We start from the raw sequence: 20,963 nt of genomic DNA, 5'->3' as shown, positions 1-20,963 counted from the left end.
AAAAAGCCACCCCCGTCCGCCTTCCCCCACCCCCACCCCGGCCTTCCCCCCCTGAAGCAGGGGAAGGAGACGAGAGCAGAACCCCCTTGTCAGAGGGAGGACGAATGGGGACGTCTGGTTTCCCACACTTAATGCAGTTTGTAGCCGTCGCATGTACACCGTGCTCCTACTGATCGACGATTGTAAAAGTAATTGTATGGCTGTCCGATCCGGTGCCGTTCGCAGCAGTGGCAGAGGCCGTATAGCGCAGAGTACAGGTTCCGGGGTCCGACACCAGCACTCCGGCCGGGATGTTGACAATCAAATCCCCGGCCGAAGTGCTCAGTGTGACAGGTCCAGCCGCCGTTCCATCCCCGGCGGAAATACTTACCGCGTTCACAGTCAGCACAAAGCTGGGAGTGGCCAGGCTGGATTGCGCGGTAATTTTCTTCGTGGCGTCGGCCACCAGTGTCGTCCACTGGAGCTGACAGGTTTCGCTGGTTGCCGCAATGGGTTGCTGTCCCGCCGTGGCCGAAGAGACCGTTAGCTCGACGTCACCGTTTAACACGGCAAGGTCGGCTCCTCGAACCACGGCGGTCAAGAGCAGAATAGCGGTCAGCACGGAAACGCTATGGAAGGCGATCTTCATCGCTGGGTATCCGCTTCCGTCCTCAAGTTTAGTTGGTCAGGGTATAGGTGACCACGTGGACATCCTCACCCGTTCCCTGCGCGGCGGTGGCCGAGGCCACATAGCTCAGAGTACAGGTTCCAATCGTGGTGGCCACGGCGGTGACGAAGTCCTGCGCGACATTGCTGACGGTCACCTGGGCGGCAGCGGTGCCGCCGCTGATCGCCGTGGCGGTCACCTTGAGCGTGTACACCGGGGCGGCCTGATCGGTCTCGACGGTGATCTTCTTACCCGCTTCGTTGGTGGTCCAGTTCAGATGACACGTGGCGTCCGTCGCGTTATTCGGCTGCGAACCTGCAGTGGCGGCATTAATGGTGAGAGTAATATCACCACCGGTTACCGCCGCTTCATTAATCGCATCTACGTGTACGGTCACTTGATGATTGGATGTGTTGGAGGCTGTGACCAGCCCGACGCAACCAAAGATCAATACAATGCTCGTCAAGAATGCTGCATACGATTTCATTCTTTGCCTCCCGTAATGTTGTTTGGGGGTTACGCAGTTTCCGGCCATACCACACCGATGATGCCGGATCCCGCAGAAATAGGTGCGAGCAAACCACATTGAGTGCGCAATGCGGTTTACCAAATTCCACTCCAGCTACTCACATTATCGGCCTGCGGGTTATGACAGTTGAGAAAATGGTTTGTACTCCGCCAAGCAACAAGCACTTAGCCGGGGGAGGGAGGATCGGGGTTCTGACGACCCTTGCAAATTGCGGTGCCGGAGAGGTTGTGAATCGGCCACTTTGTGCAAAAAATACCGAAGGTTTCCTTTCGTCGGTAAAGAGTTACGCTCCCAGGAGAATCGCGGTCAGCGAAGGCCGATGAGCACAGATGCTACAGCATATCGTTGCGCCCTTGCTCCGATAAGGGGTATATGAAGTATAGTTTATCGCCTTGGTCACTTGACTTCATAGATTCAAGGACGTATTTTGTCCTGTTTCAAAACCTCATCATTTGCGGATGCCTCTAATGACCATTGCCCCTCCTGCGGTTGCAGTGCGCCGCCGGCACCACCCCGGCCTTGCGGTGCTGTTCTTCACGGAAATGTGGGAACGATTCAGTTTTTACTGCATGTTGTCCATTCTTGCTCTTTACATGGATGAGAGTCTGCATTTCAGCACGGGCACCATCGGCCAGATTTACGGCGCGTACATCGGCCTGGTGTACTTCACGCCGCTGATCGGCGGCTGGCTGGCGGACCGCTATCTGGGCTTCCGCAAGGCGATTCTGATCGGCGGTGTGCTGATGGGCATCGGGCATCTGTGCCTGGCGTTTACGCCGCTGACATTCTTCTTTTCAGGGTTGGCGTTTCTGATCGCGGGCAATGGGATGTTCAAGCCGAATGTCTCGACGATTCTGGGCAACCTGTACCGCGACATGCCGGAGAAACGCGATGACGCCTACAATATTTTTTACATGGGCATCAATCTGGGAGCGTTTTTCTCGCCGCTGGTGGCCTCCTATCTGCGGAACAACTTCGGCTGGCATTATGCGTTCGGCGCGGCGGGTGTGGGAATGATTATCGCGCTGGCGGTGTTTACGATTTTCCGCAAGACGGTAGCCAGCGGGGAGATCAGCGCCGCAGAGCGGGCCAATCAGCCTACGGGAAAAGCGGTGCAACTGACGAAACGGCAGGAGAAGGACCGCATCGTGGCCCTGCTGACGATCTTTGCCGTGGTGGTGGTGTTCTGGATGGTCTTTGAGCAGAACGGCTTCACGCTGACCTTCTGGGCGCGTGACAACACCGAAACGACGATCTCGCCGGAGATCTTCCAGTCGGTGAATCCGGTGTTCATTCTGCTGCTCACGCCGCTTTTAGTGTGGTTCTGGAACCGGTTGCGGAAGATCGGCAAGGAGCCCGCAACGGCGACGAAAATTGCGCTGGGCATGCTGCTGACGGCGGCGGCCTACGGAGTGATGACACTGGCGGGATGGTCGGGGGGCGACCATGGCCGGGTGGGCGTGGGCTGGCTGGTGGGTACGTACGGGGTGATTACGGTGGCGGAAATTCTGCTGTCACCCATGGGGCTGTCGCTGGTGTCGCGGCTGGCGCCGCCGCGCATGGCGGGCATGCTGATGGGAACGTGGTTCGCCTTCACGGCGCTGGGAAGCTATCTGGCGGGGCTCATTGGCGGCTTCTGGGATAGGATGGACCATAGCACGTTCTTCCTGATCCTCGTGGTTGCATCTCTGGCCGCCTTTGCGGTGCTGATGCTGGTGCTTCGCAAATTGCACGGCACGATTTCGGAAGCGGAACAGATGGAAAGAGAAATGGCGCAGCAGACGTGACGCCTGCACCCGGGTCGCCTGCTCGGCGTCTTAGGAGTTTTATGTGGAGAACGCGCGGTCCCTTCCGAGATGAACCCTAGCGGCGGCCTCCGGCCGTCAGCCCGAGGGCCGCGACCACCAAGGCATCCAGCACGCGGGAGCGTGCTGGCTAGTATTTGTTGGGGGATGGGGACAGACCCCGTTCCCGCGAGAAACGGAAACGGCTCAGGAGTACTCCTGAGCCGTTTTGTATTTTGCTGTGTTTGGCGCTTACACTTCCAGCAGCAGCCGCATCGGGTCTTCCAACAATTGTTTGACGCGGACGAGGAAGGTGACGGACTCGCGGCCATCAATGATGCGATGGTCATAGGAGAAGGCCAGATACATCATGGGACGGATCACGATCTGATCATCCACGACGACCGGGCGCTTGACGATATTGTGCATTCCAAGGATGCCGCTCTGCGGAGGATTCAAAATCGGCGTCGACAGCAGCGAACCGAACACTCCGCCGTTGGAAATGGTAAACGTGCCGCCGGTCATCTCATCGAGGGTCAGTTGATTGCGGCGGGCGCGGTCGGCGAGGCGGGCGATCTCGGCTTCGATTTGGGCCGAGGTCAGGGACTGCGCGTTGCGGATGACGGGAACCACCAAACCGCGCGGCGCACTGACGGCGATGCCCATGTCCACGTAATCATGATAGACGATCTCCTCGCCTTCGATCATGGCATTGATCGGCGGGGAATCCTTTAAGGCTTCACAGACTGCCTTTACGAAGAAGGACATGAAGCCCAAAGACACATTGTATTCCTTCTGGAACTGCTCCTTGTACTTGGCGCGCGCGGCCATGATGGCGCTCATGTCCACTTCATTGAAGGTGGTGAGCATGGCGGTCTGGTTCTTGGCGGCGACCAGCCGCTCGGCGACCTTAAGGCGCAACGCAGAAAGCTTCTGGCGGCGAATACCACGCTCTCCTTCAACGATCACCGGCTCATGTTCAACCGGTGGCGGCGGGCTGCCATTGCCCGTGGCAACAGGTGGCGAGGCGGCCTCGCGTTTGGGCGCGGGCTTGGGCGCGGCGGCTGCGGCAACCGGAGTGGGTGCAGAAGATTTCCTGCCGCTCTCGGCCTGCTTCGGAGTGGGAGCGCTGCCGGATTGCGGCTTGGGCGGTTCGGCACCGCCTGCGGGCGCGGCGACGCTGGTATCAATCTTTGCCGCTACCGCGCCGACCTTTACGGTCTCGCCTTCGGGCACAAGGATTTCCAGCTTGCCTGCGTCGGAGGCGGCGACGGAGAGCGTCGCCTTTTCCGATTCCACTTCGAACAGTTCTTCATCCCTGCGCACAATGTCGCCGCTCTTCTTCAGCCAACTGGAGAGCGTAACTTCATTGACGGATTCGCCGGGACTGGGTATGTGGACTTCAACGATCATGTGTATGTCCGTTGTGGTGATGTTCTAAACTCATCGTGAGAAACAGACACTTAGTTGTCATCCTGCATTTGTCTTCAAATGCAGGATGACAAACGTATCCGGCGCTATGCAAATGCCTTTTCCAGAATGGCCTGCTGCTCTGCAACATGCTGCGCGGGGAATCCGGTGGCCGTGGTGCTTGAGCGGCGGCGGGCGATGATTTTCAGGGACGGCACATTCAGGTAGTCATGCATGAACGGCCCGGCACCCATGTTTTCAGGCTCTTCCTGAACGTAAAAATACTCGCGAGCATACTTGTATCGGTTGACAGTGGCCTGGATCTGGTCTTCCGGCAGGGGATAAAGCTGTTCGATGCGCACTATGGCGACATCGTTGCGGTTCAGCTTCTGCTGCCTGTCCACAAGTTCATAGTAGATCTTGCCGGAACACATCAGCACGCGCTTGACAGCGGCGGGATCCGCGGTGACGTCGTCCAGCAGTTCCTGAAAGCGCGTGCCCACGGCGAAATCTTCCAGCGGGCTGACGGCTTGCGGATGGCGGAGCAGGCTCTTGGGAGTCATCACCACCAAGGGTTTGCGGAAGGGGCGGTAGACCTGGCGGCGGAGCACGTGAAACATATTGGCGGGCGTGGTGATGTTCACGACCTGCATGTTGTCATCGGCGCAGAGCGAGAGGTAGCGTTCCATGCGCGCCGAGGAGTGATCCGGCCCCTGGCCTTCATAACCGTGCGGCAAAAAGAGCACGAGGCCGTTCATCTGCTGCCACTTGGTTTCGCCGCTGGAGATCATCTCATCGGTGATGGTCTGCGCGCCACTGGCGAAGTCACCGTATTGCGCTTCCCAGACGGTCAGGCCGCGCGGCAGCGCAAGGGCATAGCCGTATTCGAAACCCAGCACACCGTATTCGGAGAGCGGCGAGTTGTAGATGCGGAAACTGGCCTGCTTCTCGCTGACGTTTTCCAGCGGAATATATTCTTCTTCCGAGTCCTCGATCTTCACCACGGCATGTCGATGGGAAAAGGTGCCGCGCTCGGTATCCTGCCCGGTAATGCGCACGGGCACACCGCCCGCCACCAGCGTAGCGTAGGCGAGAAGTTCACCCAACGCCCAGTCAAGACGGTTTTCAGTGATCATCCGCTGGCGCTCATCGAAGATCTTCTGAATTTTGGCGAAGAACTTCGGCCCTTCAGGGAGCGTGTTCATGCGTTCGGCGATCCGCTTCAGATCCTTCAGCTCGACGCCGGTCTCGGGCGATTGTTGAAAGTCGGCGTGCGTGGCGGTGCGGTACGGCTTCCATGTGCTGGCCAGAAAGGTCGTATCGGGAACGAGCGTCAGGTCCTTCGAAGCCTGATACTGCTGATCCAGATAGACGCGAAATTCTTCGTCGAGCTTCTGCGAAACGCTGATGTCCAGCGCGCCGGACTCGGCCAGTTGGTTGGCGTAGATTTCAATCGGGTGCGGATGCTGGGCGATGGTCTTGTAGAGGATGGGCTGCGTGAAGCGCGGCTCATCGCCTTCATTGTGGCCGTAGCGGCGGTAGCCGAGCAGGTCCACAAAGACGTCGCGCTTGAAGGCCTCGCGGAATTCGAGGGCGAGGTTGATGACATACACCACCGCTTCGACGTCGTCGCCGTTGACATGAAAGACCGGAGAGAGTGTGACCTTGGCAACGTCCGTGCAGTAGGTGCTGGAGCGGCCATCCAGATAGTTGGTGGTAAAGCCGACCTGATTATTCAGGGCAATGTGAATGGTGCCGCCGGTGCCGTAGCCGTCGAGCTGTGACATCTGCAACACTTCATAGACAATTCCCTGCCCCGCCAGCGAGGCGTCGCCGTGAATCAGGATGGGCGCTATGCGCCGTACGTCGCCGCGATATTCCTGATCGAGACGGGCGCGCACGATGCCTTCAGCCACGGGGTCTACGGCTTCAAGATGGGACGGATTCGGCGCCACGCTGAGCCGTACGCGTTTGCCGCCGCGGGTCAGTTTTTCGCAACTGTGCCCGAGATGGTATTTGACATCGCCCGCGTATTCGGACAGCGTGTAGCCCTTGCCTTCGAACTCGGCGAAGATTCGGGCGAAGCTTTTGTCCAGAATGGTGGCCAGAATATTCAACCGCCCGCGGTGCGCCATGCCGATAATAAACTCTTCGATGCCGAGGTCCGCGCCCTTTTCGACAATCGCGTCAATGGCCGGGACAACAGATTCCACGCCTTCAATCGAAAACCGCTTCTGCCCGACGAAACGCGTGTGCATGAACTTCTCGAAGACCTCCGCTTCGGTAAGCTTCTCGATAATATGCAGCCGCTCTTCATGGCTGAAGTTCGGCGTGTTGCGGCAGGACTCCATGCGGGTTTGCAGCCAGCTCACGACTTTGGGATCCCGCATGTAGCGGAATTCCACGGCGACACTGCGGCAGTAGGTCTGCTCCAGCAGCGCCACGATTTCGCTCAGCGGCGCGGGGCCAAGGCCCACTTCACGTCCGGCCTGAAAGACGGTGCCCAGATCACTCTTGGCGAGGCCGAAGCTCTCCAGCGTCAGCGGATCCTCATACTTGCGGCGGGTGCGCACCGGATTGGTCCGCGTGAACAGATGGCCGCGCGTGCGGTAGGCGCCGATGAGGCTCAGCACGCGGGACTCTTTGACGAACATCTCCGGCGCCTGTGCGATGCCGTCGCCGAAGGTGCGGCGCGCAAAGTCAAAGCCCTCGAAGAAAGAGCGCCAGCTTACGTCGACGGATGCCGGATCCTTCAGGTAGTCTTCGTAGAACCCTTCAATGACCGAAGGTTCCGCATTGCCGATAAAAGAGAAATCGTTCGTCATAGAGTAGTGCACATCGGGAATCCAGCACGCAGGAGCGTGCCGGCTAATGGGTTAAAGGGAAGACCTCTATCCTCCGCCCCTTTCCCCATAGAATTGGGAAAGGGGAGTATGAAGAGGGCATCCAGATTGTCTGCCTTTTATACTGACATAAACGGTATGGGATTCCGGGATAACAAACAGGGATTTGGGTGAAATCATAGCGCGCTATTATTGCTTAAATTACGCTATCTTCCTCATGGTGTCATATGGGTGTAGAGGGTCCAGACGCCTAAGCCGATGAGCACCAGTCCGGCGGCGATTTCCAGTCCTTTGCCCACGCGGTCAGCAATGCGTCCGGCAACCAGCATGGCCAGAAGCGTCGCGGCGGCGGCAGTGAGGCCAATCATCACTACAGCCAGCCAGAAGGAGCCTCCGGCGGCGGGAATGCCCACTCCAGCGGCCAGCGCGTCAATGCTGACGGCAAGAGACAGCCCAACCAGAGAGAAGCCCCGCGTCAGATCTACGTTGGCGTACTCTTCGGGCGTGTGCTTGATGGCAGCGTAAATCATGTGCAGGCCGATCAGCGCCAGCAGGGCGAAGGCGATCCAATGGTCGAAGTTCGACATCAGCGAAACGAACAGCGTGCCCGCAAGCGCGCCCGCTAACGCCAGCAGGCTCTGAAAGAGGCCGAAGTGAAAGGCGAGGCGAAAGATTTGCCGCGCACTGCGATGCCGGACGCCGATGGAGGTGGCCACGGTGAAGGCATCAGCGGACAACGCTAACGAGAGGATGAGAATTTCAAGAATTTGCAAGGTCAGGCATCGGTGTAATTATCCGAACGTCACCAAGTACACGCCGGCTACGGCAAGCAGGATACCGAAGGCTCGCTGGCGCGTGATGCGTTCATGGAGGAAGATCGCGGCAAACACGAAGACAAGGACATTGCTGGTCTGGTTCAGCGCGGCGGACACGGAGGCCTGGGCGTACTTCATGCCGCCGATCCAGAGCATCAGCGACAGATAGGCGCCGATGAAAGAGCTGCTGAACATATACCCCCAACCCCGGGAGATGAGCGCAGATTTCAGAATGTCGCGGCGCTGCTTATGGAAGAGCAGGACGATGCAGAGCGTCAGCGCGCCGCCGATCAGACGCACCTCCGTAACCCAGAGCACCGGCGACTGCTCCAGCAGCGGCTTGACCATGACGATTCCCACCGCCATAATGGCCATGGAGAGAGCGCCGAAGAGGATACCCAGCCACAAATTCCGCCGGGAAATATGTGACGAGTGGCGGCGCAGCGTCGCTTCGAGCACCGCCGAGACGATCAGGCACACGCCGACAATCTGCAGCAGCTTGAGCCGCTCTCCCAGCCAGAGCATGGCCGTGGCAATCACGAACGGACTGTAGAGGCAGTCTACAATCGCCGAGAGGCCCGCGCCCAGCAGATTGAGGCTCATGAAGAAGAAGGTATCGGCAATGCCGATGCCCAGCGCGCCGCTCAGCAGGAGGAGCAGATAGTCCTGCACGGGAACGGGACGGAAGAAATCCTCGCCGGCGAGCCACAGCGTAGGAATGAACAGCAGTACGCCGAGTGTATTCTTGAACAGGTTGAGGGCGATGGGATGGACCGTCTCGCCGCTCTTCTTAAACAGGATGACCGCAAAGGCCCAGACCACGGCAGTGGACAGGGAGAGGATTTCACCAAAATGAGGGATGGAAGACAGCATGGGGCGGATCGGAGGAGCGATAATGTGTCGAAGCCTCGCCCTAGCGGTCTTATGACCAACTGGAGCGAGGCTTGATTAACTTAGTCTTCGGGAAAATTCAGGATTAGCATCCACGCATGGAGCCGTCACTATCTCCCGGTATAGAGCTTCTGGGCTTCGGGCAGTTCCTTTTGCAGATCGGCAATGCGTTTCGAGTCCAGCGGATGGTCGGAAAGAAATGCGGGAGGCTGTCCGCCGTGAGCATCGCTGTAGGCTTTGAAACGCTGCCAGAACGTAATGGCATTCTGCGGGTTATAGCCAGCCTTGGCCATGGTCAGCAGGCCCATATGGTCGGCCTCGGATTCTTCCTGCCGGCTGAAGGGCAGGGCGACGCCCACGGTGGTGCCGACTCCGTAGGCGGCCATGGCGAGCTGCTGCGTTAATTGGGGTTGCTGCTGCAGCGCCACGGCCAAACCTACCCCGCCGAGCTGAAGAGCAAGCTGCTGGCTCATGCGCTCTCCGCCGTGCCGCGCAACGGCATGGGAGACTTCATGGCCCAGCACCACGGCCAAGCCGTTATCATCCTGCGTAAGAGGCAGAATGCCGGTGTAGACACCGATCTTGCCTCCGGGGAGGCAGAAGGCGTTAGCCGTATTATCATCTTTAAAGCAGACGAATTCCCACTGGGCGCCGGGCAGCGTGACCGCCGAAGCGATGCGCTGGCCCACCCGCCGCACGGCCTCGACCTGCTGGGGATCCGTCGAAATCGGAGTCTGACGCTTCAGGGTATCGAACGTAGCAATGCCAAGGCTGACCTCTTCCTGGGGACTGAAGAGCATGAACTCCTTGCGCTTGGTCAGGGGATTGGTGTAGCAGGCGGCTACGATCACGCTGATTACAAGTAGCGTGGCAATCACAGTCAAGACATGTGCACGTTTCATGATGGTCTTTACTATGGCTGAATAAATGGAAATCAACATAGGCGGGCCTCAAAATGTTCGGTTGTTCTTTCGAACAACAAGATAGGCCTTCCCGTCAACAAAGTCAACTATGACGAACTCATGCACCGCGCGGAATCAAAAGGGCTCAGGATTGTCCCAAGCCCTTCGAACCTTGCCTATTTCCCGCCCCACCCTTAGGTGTGGCGGCTTCCGATCAACGATGGATGTAAAGAGTCAGGATTCAACGGCTGCGGCGGGCGGAAATCATAAGGAACCTATTTGACCCGGACCGATAAGAAAGCGCCATCCGACCATTGCTATTATACGAGAAAAAGCTACCTGCATACAGCCTTCACGTGAATCTCCGCCCACCACCAGCCTCAACCACCGATATCCAGAACCGCTTTCATAGGAAAGCAGGTCAACCGGTTCGATGGTGTGGATGTCCGGCTCCGCAGTCCGGGCATCCTGCGCTGCGGCGGGTATTTTCCCGATGGGACGGGGGATACCAGATTGGCCGCATCCCATCCCATCGGTGAAATTCCCTCCCGCCGGTAAATCCCCTCTTCTCCCTCTCCTCTGCTTATCCAGCCACCGCCGTAATATCAGTACGCGGCACGTTCTCGGAGATCATGGAACTGGAACGCACGCGAGTCGAAACATATTCTTCGAGATCTTCCCGACGGAAGCGACGATCCCCTCTCTGGCCAACCCGAACACAACCCAGCGACCCGCTTCTCGTCCAGCGACGCAATGTAATCTTGGATACGCCGAGCAGACGCGCTGCATCTTCCAGTGTCAATAGTCCTTCGTTGAAAGAAGCCATGGTACTACCCTTCCTGCTTTGTATATCAGCCCTGATTTTGTGAACACCTTAGAAGTCCTCCCCAAGGCCTGATACGGCTTGGGGTCGCCATTGACGTGCGCCAGCTACTTGGTAACTGCAAGAAGGAGCAGGGCTAAGATCACACCAAGCGTCACACCGGTAAATCCGAATACTCGAGTAATATATTCCCATTCCTGTCTTAGCATAACTACCTCCGGCCAGCGCAAGTTCCAATCGCCCTAAGTGGGGCTTTATCTATTTAAATAATGCAACTTTACAGAAATTTAAAGACAACAAAAAAGGCCCAACCTACAACCCATGTCGGATGCCCTTAGAGGCAGAAATGGGGAGGGTTGCGCCTTCGACTTGCAGGCCTGTACCTACTCGACAAGGCGGTCCGCGCGAGCCGCGAACCTTGTCAAACCGTATGCTGACACAATATAATAGACCTACCAGCACTTTGTCAAGTAGCTTGAACAAGAAAATCTAAAAAAGTTCGGTTGACCCCTGCGCGGGTCGTGGTACTCCAAGAGAGTTCGAGTGGGCTCTCAAACACAGTATTAATATAAGTAAATACTGTGTTTAAATAGATGTTTAGGACGTTTTGGCGAACGTGGGAAGCAGTTGGAGGAGGCAAAGCGGCACGAGGCTCTGCCACTTAGACACTCTCGGCGCGCCTCTCGCTCTCCAGAAGCTCCTCAAGCTTCTTCCGTAAATCTCCTAATTCTTTAGACTTAAATGCGGACTTCGTACGTTCAAGGGTCTTTACAGTATTTTCAATGGCTTGCTCGTACATCTGAAGCTTCGGGCAGTTGGCGAGGTGGCAAACAAACTGCACTTTTGATTGATTGGCAAGAGCCCGCGAGACATTGAGGAGGTCACCGAACGAGCGCATGATGTTATCATGAGCCAGTTTGAGAAAACTGTCCACCGATCCGGCGGAGTTCACCTTGGGCGATACCTCATATCCCCGCTGCAGATCATGCAGAGAGGCCTCCCATTGCCCGAGACGGCTGCGGGTGTTCTTGACGGCGCGGTGAACCCGGGTGTATTCTACGCCGCTGTGAACCATAGCCAGAAGCTCTCCGAAGTCCACCGGCTTGATCAGATAGGCCACCACAGGCAGGCGAATGGATTGAATGGCGGTATTGACCGTGGGATAGCCTGTGACGAGAATCACGGGCATACCCTCGGCGAGGATCGGCAGTTCGTGCACCAGTTCAAGTTCCGCATTGCCCGGCATCTTGATGTCGGCGATGAGCAGATCGAATTCATTGTCGCGCAGCAGCGTGGCCGCATCGGCGGCATTGGAAGCTGTAGCGCATTCATACCCTTCATCCGTGAGAAGCGCGGATGTCGAAATCAGGAAGGTTTCTTCGTCATCCGCGATCAGGATTTTTCCGTTGGTCATCATTGGACTTCCTTGTTGGTATGGTTGAGCGGCAGAGTGACCTTAAAGGCCGTCCCCTTGCCGACTGCGCTTTCGTAACTGAGATGGCCGCCCATGGCTTCCACCACGCCATTGGTGATCGACAGACCCAAGCCGAGACCGCCGGAGGCCAGTTCATTCTTGGTGGTGAAAAACGGTTCGAAAATCCGCGCTCCCACCTCCGGCGGAATGCCGCAGCCCTGATCCACGATATCCAGTTTCAACATATGATCCTGCAACTCGGCGCCAATCCGAACAGTTCCGCCTTCCGGCGACGCTTCAATGGCATTCTGGATGATGCTGAACAGCACCTGGCGCACCGAATCTTCGTGCAGATACACCACGGCAGAAGCGGCTTCCGCTCCGATTTCCAGCGTGACGTGCTTGGCGTGGGCATTGCCGTGGAGCAGCGCCACCACATCGCGCACGGCATCGGACACGCTGAACAGCGCCGGGGCGTTGCGCTGGGGTTTGTAGACTTCGAACATCTGGCGGACGATGCGGGCGATGCGGTCCAGTTCCTTGTCGATCCGGCCCACAAACTCGTAGTGCTTGAAGGTGGGGGGGATCGCCTTCTTCACCAGCAAAAAGCTGTTCTTGATGCCGGCCAGCGGGTTGTTGATCTCGTGGGCGATCCGCGCCGCCATACGGCCAATCGCCGCCTGCTTCTCCGCCTCCACCCGCAGCCGTTCGAGTTTCTGAATGTGGGCCGTGCGCTCGGCCACCTGCCGCTCCAGCTCTTCGTTGTAGCGGCGGATCTGATCTTCAGCGCGCTTGCGCTCGGTGACATCCTGCACGGTACCGGCCATGCAGCGCGGTTTGCCAGCGGCATCGGCGTCGGTGACTTCACCTTCGACGTTGAGGATCCGCACCGCGCCGTCCGGCAGCGGGAGCCGGATATCAACATTTACCCGAGGGAGACCCGCACGCACCTTCTCCAGCATACTCGTCGCCAGGTCCATGTCTTCCGGGTGAACACGCGCCAGCAGCGTCGGCAGCGAGAGCGCGGCCTCTTTTCCCATGCCAAACAGGCGGTGAAACTCCTCGGACGCTAAGACGTCACTCGTGCGCACGTCCCACTCCCAGCTTCCCGTGTGGCCGATGCGCTGCGCCTGAATCAGGTTGTGTTCGCTGCGGCGGAGTTCATCTTCACTCTGGCGGAGTTCCTCTTCGACCTGTGTGCGCTCCTGAATCTCTTGTTCGAGCCGGAAATTCGTTTCGGTCAGCTCGGCGGTGCGCTCCGCCACGCGCAGTTCCAGTTCATCGCGGGCGCAGCGGAGTTCTTCCTCGATCTGTTTCCGCTGGGTAAGATCCGTCACAATGACGCAGACATGCCGCGTGCCATCCAACGCGAGGGGACTGGCGGACAACAGCACCGGCAGCGTGTCCCCGCCAGCCAGCCGGAGCGAGGCCTCATGGTGAACCGCTTGGTTGCCCGCCTGACTGAGAAACGCGCCAAAGCTTCCGCGATCCTGCTGTGGGATATGACGGAACACATCGGAGCCGATGACCTGTTCGATGGGCAGCTTGAGCATCTCGGCCAGGCGGCGGTTGCAGTACATCACGGTTCCGGCAGCATCGAGCGTGCACGCGCCCTCGCTCATGGTTTGCAGGATCACGCGATAGGGCGCATCGGCGCCCATCAGGGTGTAGACCTGATCGCCCCGCGCGCCGGACATGATCACCGCATCCACTTCGCCTTCGCGAATGGCGCGCAATGTCTCCTCGGCCTCCTCGAGCCGGGCGCGAAGTTCGGCCATCTCATCGCTTCCGCCGTCGAGGTCCCGTTTAGCTATTTTCTTCTTTTCTTCCAGCACTTGCGGTATCCTTTTTCGGTCGTAAGTCCAGACCGACCAGAATTTTTTCAGTATCCGACATATCGCCGATAAACTTGCGCAGCGGCATAGGCAGTTGTTTGATCAGCGTGGGCGCGGCGATGATCTGTTCGCCTTTGGCCAGCACCGGCTGCTGATAGATGTCGATCACTTCGAGGTCGTAGCGTCCTTTGAGGTGCGCTTCACAGATGTCTTTGATGTTCCGAATGGCACTCGTGGAGCGGGGCGTGGTTCCGGCCACGTATAACCGCAGCACATAGGATTCTCCCTCGCGAGTACTTTTCTTAAGGGCAGCCTCGAACTGCTGGGTCACCGCGCTGATGGATTTTGTCATGAGTCAGGTCTTTCCTTACGAACGCGGACGGATGTCGAGGCCGACCAAGGTGCGCTCGGTATTGGATAAGTCGCCGATAATCTTCTTCAGGGGTTCGGGTAATTTGCGCACGAGGGTGGGGATGGCCAGGATCTGGTCTCCCTTCGCCAGTTGGGGATTTTCGAGCAGGTCAACGACTTCAATGCGGTATTTGCCTTCGAGATGCTCTTCGCACATCCGTTTGAGATTGGCAAAGGCGGTCAGGGACTTGGTGCTTTGTCCGGCCACATAGAGCCGCAGTTCCCAGAAGTCTTCCTTACTTGGCAACTCGGTTTTGATAATAGGCGTTCCGGGGGACTTGGCTTTCGATGAGTTCGAAGAACGGCTGCCGGTTTTGGCGCCGCTGCTCTTGGCGTCTGTGGTCGCGGCGGATTTACTCATACTTGTCTTCTCCCATTTTTCCTTCGTCCTTCCGGCGCCGGTTCCGAGTCATCGCTGTGGCGGGAAGCCGCCAGCCGCCGGCGATTCTCGTCTGCAAGGCGCTCGGTGCTCTTCTCCTGCTCTATATATTGCTCCGCTTCGTCCGCCTGGCGTTCGAGTTGCGCCTGCAGCGCGATAATCTGAGCCTCGATCACCTTGCGGCTACGCTCATTTTCCCGCACCTTGCGCTCGACGTCCTGCTTGCGCCGGATCTCATCGGCAAGATCCTGCGCCTCCTGCTTGACTCGCGCCGATCCGGTATACGCCCGGCCTTCACCGATATAGACGTCCTTGACCACGACGCCGTTGTCGGTGAGCAGAAATTCGCGGAGTTGATTGGAATGGGGCATACCCCGCGCTTTCATAATATGAATGACGCGATTACGCTCGCCTTCGCTCTCCGTATCGCGTAGCACAATCCATGCGTCCATCAGGGAGGAAACCCCCACATCCGCCGTCTCGTGGTTCGCTGCGTCAATGCTCAAGTTGGTGAAAAAGGTCGTCACCTGGCACATTTTCAAATAATCGATCAGCCGCGTGAGCATGGACTTCACTTCGGTGGTATCGCCCACGCTGATCAGATTGGAGATGGGGTCGAACACCACGGCTGACGGCTGCAACTTGACCACCAGATCGTGGATGGACACCAGATGAGCTTCCAGACCATAGAGCGTGGGACGCACGGTGTGGAAGTGCAGCAGTCCCTTCCTGACCCACTGTTCGAGGTCGATGCCGATGGAGCGCATGTTGCGAATGATCTGATGCTGAGACTCCTCGAAGGCAAGGTAGAGACAGCTCTCGCCGCGCCGGCAGACGGAATCGACGAAGGTGGCGGCGAAACTGGATTTTCCGGTGCCAGCGGTCCCCGATACCAGAATGCTGCTGCCGCGGTAGAATCCCTTGGCGCCCAGCATGGTGTCGAGACGCGGCACGCCGCTGGAGATCCGCTCCGAAGAGACGTTGTAGTTCAGTTCCAGCGACGTAATGGGCAGAATCGAAAGGCCGGTACTGCCGATAAGGAACGGATATTCGTTGGTGCCGTGGCGCGAGCCGCGATACTTGACGACGCGCAGGCGGCGCGTAGCGACGTTTTCCTTCACCAGATGGTCGAGCACAATCACGCAATCGGACACATACTCTTCCAGCCCGTGGCGCGTGAGGGCGCCTCCGCCCTTCTCGGCGGTGACGATGCTGGTCACACCCTTGCTCTTCAGCCAGCGGAACAGGCGGCGGAGTTCGGCGCGCAGAATCAGTTCATTGGGAAAGCCGGAGAACAGCGCCTCAAGCGTGTCCAGCACCACGCGCTTGGCGCCGATGGAATCGATCATCATGCCGAGCCGGATGAACAGCCCTTCGAGGTCGTAGTCGCCGGTCTCTTCGATTTCGCTGCGTTCGATGGGAATGTAATCCACCAGCAGTTTTTTGCGCCGCTCGAGGTCCTTCAGATCGAAGCCCAGCGAGGCAACGTTCTTTTCCAGCTCTTCGGCGGTCTCTTCAAAGGCCACAAACAGGCCGGGCTCACCGAAATCCACCGCGCCGTGCACGAGAAATTCCATGCTGAACAGCGTCTTTCCGCTTCCCGGTCCGCCGGTGATGAGCGCGATGCGCCCCTCCGGCAGGCCGCCTCCCGTAATTTCGTCGAATCCCGAAATTCCTGTCGGCAGCTTGGCGAGTGCTCCCAAGGTGCGGTCAGCCTCAATCTTCTTCTTCGCCATGAACATTGACTCCGTCTTTATAAATTGCGGCGGCAGGCGCCGCGAAAAATTATGCGGTCCTTTGGACAGATTGATTGGGCAGGATCACCTGAAACGTGGTGCCCTTGCCCACTTCACTTTCATAATTGAGCACGCCGCCCATAGCTTCGACCACGCCCTTGGTGATGGACAGGCCCAGGCCGAGCCCGCCCGACACCAGATCATCCTTGGTGGTGAAGAAGGGTTCGAAAATCCGCGCGCCCACTTCCGGCGGAATGCCGCAGCCCTGATCGGCAACCGAAACGGACAGCACCTGATCTCGCGCGGTGGCACTGATGCGGACGACCATGCCGGCCCCGGACGCTTCAATGGCGTTCTGGATGATGCTGAAGAGCGCCTGGCGCAGCGAGTCTTCGTGGAGGTGAACCGTGCCGTCCACACCGGACGCATCCATTTCCAGCGTGACGCCCTGTGCGCGCGCGTTGCCTTGGAGCAGCGCCGTCACGTCCCGCAGCACCTCGGGAACGTCTACCGGCGCAGGAGCGCTGCGTTCGGGTTTGTAGACTTCGAACATCTGGCGGACGATGCGGGCGATGCGGTCCAGTTCCTTGTCGATCCGGCCCACAAACTCGTAGTGCTTGAAGGTGGGGGGAATCGCCTTCTTCACCAGCAGAAAGCTGTTCTTGATGCCGGCCAGCGGGTTGTTGATCTCGTGGGCGATCCGCGCCGCCATGCGGCCAATCGCCGCCTGCTTTTCGGCCTCTACCCGCAGTCGTTCGAGTTTCTGAATGTGGGCCGTGCGCTCGGCCACCTGCCGCTCCAGCTCTATGGCATGTTTGCGGATGAGGTCCTCGGCGTGTTTCTGTTCGGTGACGTCCCGGAAGACCACCAGCGTGCTGTTCACACCGTTGCGGTCAATCGGCTGCGCCACGGCTTCGACATGACGGATCGCGCCGTTCAGCCGCTTCATGCGGAATTCGACGACGCCGGTCTTCGCGCGCCGGGAGAGGACCGTCTGCTTAATGGCGGCGAGTTTGTCGTAATCTTTCGGGTGGACGAAACGCTGCATCTCCAGATCCAGATCATCCTCAATCTGATCCGTGCCGATCAGCGTATGGAAGGCGCGATTGGCGAGGATAATGCGGCTTTTGCTGCTCATGATCATGGGAATCGGCGCGGTTTCGACGAGGCTCCGGTAGCGGTCTTCGCTCTCCCGCAAGGCTTCCTCGGACTTCATCCGCTGCACCGCCAGCAGATAGACGTCGCCGAGCCGCTGGATCGCCACCAGATCCCTTTCCGTGTAATCGCGGTCGGAATTGATCAGGCAAAGCGCGCCGATCAGTTTCCCTTCCAGATGGACAGGCACGCCGATGAAGCGCTTGATGGCGATATGGCCATCCGGCACACCGCCGGAAGCCGGATGGTACGCCGGAGCATTGGTCAGAAAGCCCTGCCGCGTATTCAGGCAGTGTCCCCATAATCCATGATATTGGCCGTCCGCGCCGCGCGAGAAGATCAGCGAGCCGGGTTCCGTGCGGATTCCACACACCTTCCGCGCGTCGCCGGTCATGGCGTGGGTGCGGCATTCGCCGGTAAGCGAATCAATCGTCGCGACGAAGCCGAAACGGCTGCCTGTGAGGTCCTGAGCCTGTTTGAGGACGGCGTCGGCGATGTCACGCACGGCAGTGGACGCGCTGACAAGCGGCGAATGCAGATTGGCCAGCGCGGCGTTCACCTGCAGCTCCCAGCGCAGGCTGTTCTCGGTTTCCTTCAGTGCCGTAATATCCGTGTGAGTGCCGATCATCCGCAGCGGCTTGCCCCCGGCGTCGCGCGACGTTACCTTGCCGCGGCTGAGGATCCAGCGCCACTCTCCCGACTTGGCTTTCATACGAACTTCTGTTTCGAATTCCTTGACGTCTCCGCGCCAGGCCGCGGCCACCTTTTCATTGGTTGGTCCGAGGTCGTCCGGGTGAAGCAGCTTTTCCCACGCTTCGGTGGATTGCGGCAATTCATAGGGCTCGTAACCCAGCATGGTGTACCAGGTGGGTGTGTAGGTAGCCACATTCTTCGGAACATCCCAATGCCACATGCCGATATTGGTGGCTTCCAGTCCGAGTTTGAGCCGTTCTTCGGCTTCCCGCAGCGCCTCTTCGGCCTGTTTGCGCTGGGTGATATCCTGCACGGTGCCATACAGCCGGACAATTTTGCCCTCGCCATTCCGGTCGGCTTCCCCGCGTGCGTCCAGCCATTTATGCCGGCCGTCCGGAGTGTCCAACTCCAGTTCGAGTTCCCACGGCGATCCGTTCTGCAGGGCGCGTTGCACGGCGGCATTCAAGGCCTCCAGACTCTGCGGAGCGTAGGAACGCCGCACATCTTCCGCGTAATAGCTGGGAGTTCCGGTGTTGGGATCACGGCCATAAATCCGAAACAGTTCTTCGGACCAAAACCCTTCATCGGTAGCGGGGTCCCAGAACCAGTGGCCAATGTGGGCGACACGCTGGGCGACGCGCAATGCGGCTTCGCGTTCCCGCAGTTTTTCCGCTATCCGCCGCCGTTCACTGATGTCCCGGGCATACAGGTTGACGTAGCCGCGAGACGGCACGGGCATGCAGGAGATAATCAGGAAATGCCCGTCGCGGCAAACATAGTCCGTCTCCCGTTTCTCCTCTTGTTCCAGTGCCTGCTTTGCCATGTTCCGCAGACGATCCGTTACGGGCTCATCCGGGGTGCAGCCTTCCTCCCGCAGCAGCGTCTGGCCGGCGGCGTTCACGTAGAGCAACTGTCCGCCGCGCCCGATACGCAGCACCGGACTGGGATTCTCCGCCGGGAACAGCGCCACGCTGGCCAGTTCGTCCTGCGCTCTCTTGCGCTCGGTGATATCCCGATTGCTGCCGCGCGTGCCCAGAAACCTGCCACCGCTGTCGAACACGGGCAGGCTGGCCTGCTCGATCCAGCGCAGCTCGCCATCGTGCCGCATAATCCGGAATTCTATCGGCGGCGTGCTCTCGCCCCGCAGCGCCGCGTTGCAGTGACGCTGGAATGCGGCGGCGTCTTCAGGATGTACGATGCTCGTGTTCAGCTGCGGATCGGCTGCAAATTGCCGCGCACTGTAGCCGCTGATGCGTTCGCATGACGGCGAGACGTAGATGCACTGGCCTTCGGCGTCCAGCCAGAATTCCCAGTCGTAGGTGTTGTCGGCGACGATGCGGTATTTCAGCTCGGATTCGCGGAGCGCATCCTCGGTGCGGATCCGCTCGCGAACTTCGGCTTCGAGTTCGGTATTCAGTTCTTCCAGCGCGGCGGTGCGTTCCTGCACATCCTGCTCGAGCCGCTCATTAGCGGCCCGGATCAGTTCGTCTCCGCGCTCGCGCGCCACGCGGTCACGCAGCGCGATAATGCCGAAAGCAAGGTCGCCCGCCAGTTCGGACAGGAGACGCTGTTCGGACTCGTCGAAGGCGTCCGGCTGACTCGAAAAGATGGTGAGAGCGCCAAAGGTCTCGCCATGGACGGCAAGGGGCAGCACAAAGGAGGACTGGTAACCGTGTTTCAGCGCGTTCTCGCGCCAGGGTGCCGTGACCGGATCGGTTGCGATGAACCGTGAGACCACAGGCTTGCCGGTGCGGATCGCCGTGCCGGTTGGCCCCCGCCCATGCGGTGTGTTGGACCAGGTAATATTCACCGTATCGAGGTAGCCATCTTCCACCCCGGCGTGCGCGATGGGCCAGACGGTTTTCCCGCTGTCACGCTGGGCGTACCCCACCCAGGCAAAGCGGTAGCCGCCGTGCTCCACCAGCAGGTAGCAAATGTCCTGCAGCAGAGTGTTTTCATCCGTTGCGCGCACCAAGGCCTGATTGCATTCGCTGATCAGCCTGAGCGCGCGGTTCACGCGGCGCAAATCGGCTTCAGCCCGCACCCGCTCGGTAATCAGCGTGGAAACAGCCACCACCCCAATGATGTTGCCCGCAGTATCCCTCTGCGGGGAAAAGCGAGTCTCACTCACAGCGCCGCGATTCTCAAGCACGGCGGAGCACTCATCTCCAGCCAAAGCGCGGCGCACCGGGTCCAGAACATCGGGGCGGTCTGCAAAAATCTCGAAAATCGACTGCCCGATGCGCTCCTCCGGGTTCAGCCCGACCTCTTGCAGGGCCCGCCCCTCAAAAACCGTATACAGCCCGTCTTTGTCCACCGCCCACAAGGCGACGGGCGCATCTGCCAAAACATTCCGGAGCAACGAGTCTGAAGTGTCTGTGTTGGCTTCCTTTGCTGTTTTGCGCGGTTTCCTGACTAAAGTGTTTGGCATTGTCTTCGGCTTCATCTTCATGAGTCATCAACTCCATACTCGGACGGAAGGAAAGAGGGCTGCGGATGGCTCCTCGAATCGCAAGGTTACCCACGGCTCAAAACGGATGGAGGAACAGTGAATTCGGCGATTCAACGCGGCTCCAATTATTCTAACTATATCAAAAAATGTGGGCCAACGTTCGCTGAATTAACGACTTCGAAATCTACAGTTTGACAGGGGGAAAAGCAAGGGTGAAGCGGTAGAAGGCAAACATGATTTTGCAC

General features: G+C 58.8%; 15 protein-coding genes. 1 reads left to right on the top strand and 14 read right to left on the bottom strand.

Going from position 1 to position 20,963, the window contains the following annotated elements:
• Positions 1 to 166: 166 nt before the first annotated feature.
• Both VGL38_12965 and VGL38_12960 read right to left on the bottom strand, forming a co-directional pair.
• A complete protein-coding gene (locus VGL38_12965; protein ID HEY3296331.1) occupies positions 167 to 628 on the bottom strand; it encodes a hypothetical protein in 462 nt (153 codons plus the stop codon).
• 28 nt (positions 629 to 656) lie between these two features.
• A complete protein-coding gene (locus VGL38_12960) occupies positions 657 to 1,112 on the bottom strand; it encodes a hypothetical protein (protein HEY3296330.1) in 456 nt (151 codons plus the stop codon).
• Positions 1,113 to 1,642: 530 nt separating this feature from the next.
• Here VGL38_12960 and VGL38_12955 point away from each other — a divergent pair.
• Positions 1,643 to 2,962 (top strand): peptide MFS transporter, encoded by a 1,320-nt coding sequence (locus VGL38_12955; GenBank protein HEY3296329.1) that lies wholly within the window; start codon positions 1,643 to 1,645, stop codon positions 2,960 to 2,962.
• Positions 2,963 to 3,211: 249 nt separating this feature from the next.
• Here VGL38_12955 and sucB read toward each other — a convergent pair whose 3' ends face one another.
• The 12 genes from sucB to VGL38_12895 form a co-directional block, all read right to left on the bottom strand.
• The gene (sucB, locus tag VGL38_12950; GenBank protein HEY3296328.1) at positions 3,212 to 4,372 is read right to left on the bottom strand and encodes a dihydrolipoyllysine-residue succinyltransferase; all 1,161 of its coding nucleotides are present in this window, start codon (positions 4,370 to 4,372) and stop codon (positions 3,212 to 3,214) included.
• A gap of 104 nt (positions 4,373 to 4,476) precedes the next feature.
• The gene (locus tag VGL38_12945; GenBank protein HEY3296327.1) at positions 4,477 to 7,194 is read right to left on the bottom strand and encodes a 2-oxoglutarate dehydrogenase E1 component; all 2,718 of its coding nucleotides are present in this window, start codon (positions 7,192 to 7,194) and stop codon (positions 4,477 to 4,479) included.
• Between the two features lie 233 nt (positions 7,195 to 7,427).
• Complete coding sequence (locus tag VGL38_12940; protein HEY3296326.1) at positions 7,428 to 7,985, bottom strand: manganese efflux pump; 558 nt, start codon at positions 7,983 to 7,985, stop codon at positions 7,428 to 7,430.
• A gap of 18 nt (positions 7,986 to 8,003) precedes the next feature.
• Entirely contained in the window at positions 8,004 to 8,900 is an 897-nt protein-coding gene (locus VGL38_12935; protein ID HEY3296325.1) for a DMT family transporter, read from the bottom strand.
• A 128-nt stretch (positions 8,901 to 9,028) separates the two neighbouring features.
• On the bottom strand, positions 9,029 to 9,820 hold the full coding sequence (locus VGL38_12930) for a M48 family metallopeptidase (protein HEY3296324.1): 792 nt from the start codon (positions 9,818 to 9,820) through the stop codon (positions 9,029 to 9,031).
• 583 nt (positions 9,821 to 10,403) lie between these two features.
• The gene (locus VGL38_12925) at positions 10,404 to 10,646 is read right to left on the bottom strand and encodes a helix-turn-helix domain-containing protein (protein HEY3296323.1); all 243 of its coding nucleotides are present in this window, start codon (positions 10,644 to 10,646) and stop codon (positions 10,404 to 10,406) included.
• Positions 10,647 to 11,304: 658 nt separating this feature from the next.
• Positions 11,305 to 12,060 (bottom strand): response regulator, encoded by a 756-nt coding sequence (locus VGL38_12920; GenBank protein HEY3296322.1) that lies wholly within the window; start codon positions 12,058 to 12,060, stop codon positions 11,305 to 11,307.
• Positions 12,057 to 13,892, bottom strand: a complete 1,836-nt coding sequence (locus VGL38_12915) for an ATP-binding protein (protein ID HEY3296321.1) — start codon at positions 13,890 to 13,892, stop codon at positions 12,057 to 12,059. Before VGL38_12915 ends, VGL38_12920 begins: the two co-directional genes overlap by 4 nt.
• Positions 13,864 to 14,244, bottom strand: coding sequence for a circadian clock KaiB family protein (locus VGL38_12910; GenBank protein HEY3296320.1), 381 nt, complete (start codon positions 14,242 to 14,244; stop codon positions 13,864 to 13,866). The genes VGL38_12915 and VGL38_12910 overlap by 29 nt, the downstream gene beginning before the upstream one ends.
• Positions 14,245 to 14,259: 15 nt before the next feature.
• Entirely contained in the window at positions 14,260 to 14,562 is a 303-nt protein-coding gene (locus VGL38_12905; GenBank protein ID HEY3296319.1) for a circadian clock KaiB family protein, read from the bottom strand.
• A gap of 98 nt (positions 14,563 to 14,660) precedes the next feature.
• Entirely contained in the window at positions 14,661 to 16,418 is a 1,758-nt protein-coding gene (kaiC, locus tag VGL38_12900; GenBank protein ID HEY3296318.1) for a circadian clock protein KaiC, read from the bottom strand.
• A 49-nt stretch (positions 16,419 to 16,467) separates the two neighbouring features.
• The gene (locus VGL38_12895; protein ID HEY3296317.1) at positions 16,468 to 20,613 is read right to left on the bottom strand and encodes a PAS domain S-box protein; all 4,146 of its coding nucleotides are present in this window, start codon (positions 20,611 to 20,613) and stop codon (positions 16,468 to 16,470) included.
• Between the last annotated feature and the right edge of the window lie 350 nt (positions 20,614 to 20,963).

This window comes from bacterium (assembly GCA_036504735.1).
Lineage (GTDB): Bacteria > Electryoneota > RPQS01 > RPQS01 > RPQS01 > DASXUQ01.
This window is presented reverse-complemented; position numbering and strand designations above follow the sequence as displayed.

Bases quoted from the DNA above. Each gene is read 5' to 3' on its own strand.
- VGL38_12965 (HEY3296331.1), bottom strand. From the start codon at position 628: ATGAAGATCGCCTTCCATAGCGTTTCCGTGCTGACCGCTATTCTGCTC.
- VGL38_12945 (HEY3296327.1), bottom strand. From the start codon at position 7,194: ATGACGAACGATTTCTCTTTTATCGGCAATGCGGAACCTTCGGTCATT.
- VGL38_12910 (HEY3296320.1), bottom strand. From the start codon at position 14,244: ATGACAAAATCCATCAGCGCGGTGACCCAGCAGTTCGAGGCTGCCCTT.
- VGL38_12930 (HEY3296324.1), bottom strand. From the start codon at position 9,820: ATGAAACGTGCACATGTCTTGACTGTGATTGCCACGCTACTTGTAATC.
- kaiC (HEY3296318.1), bottom strand. From the start codon at position 16,418: ATGGCGAAGAAGAAGATTGAGGCTGACCGCACCTTGGGAGCACTCGCC.
- sucB (HEY3296328.1), bottom strand. From the start codon at position 4,372: ATGATCGTTGAAGTCCACATACCCAGTCCCGGCGAATCCGTCAATGAA.
- VGL38_12920 (HEY3296322.1), bottom strand. From the start codon at position 12,060: ATGATGACCAACGGAAAAATCCTGATCGCGGATGACGAAGAAACCTTC.
- VGL38_12955 (HEY3296329.1), top strand. From the start codon at position 1,643: ATGACCATTGCCCCTCCTGCGGTTGCAGTGCGCCGCCGGCACCACCCC.
- VGL38_12935 (HEY3296325.1), bottom strand. From the start codon at position 8,900: ATGCTGTCTTCCATCCCTCATTTTGGTGAAATCCTCTCCCTGTCCACT.
- VGL38_12925 (HEY3296323.1), bottom strand. From the start codon at position 10,646: ATGGCTTCTTTCAACGAAGGACTATTGACACTGGAAGATGCAGCGCGT.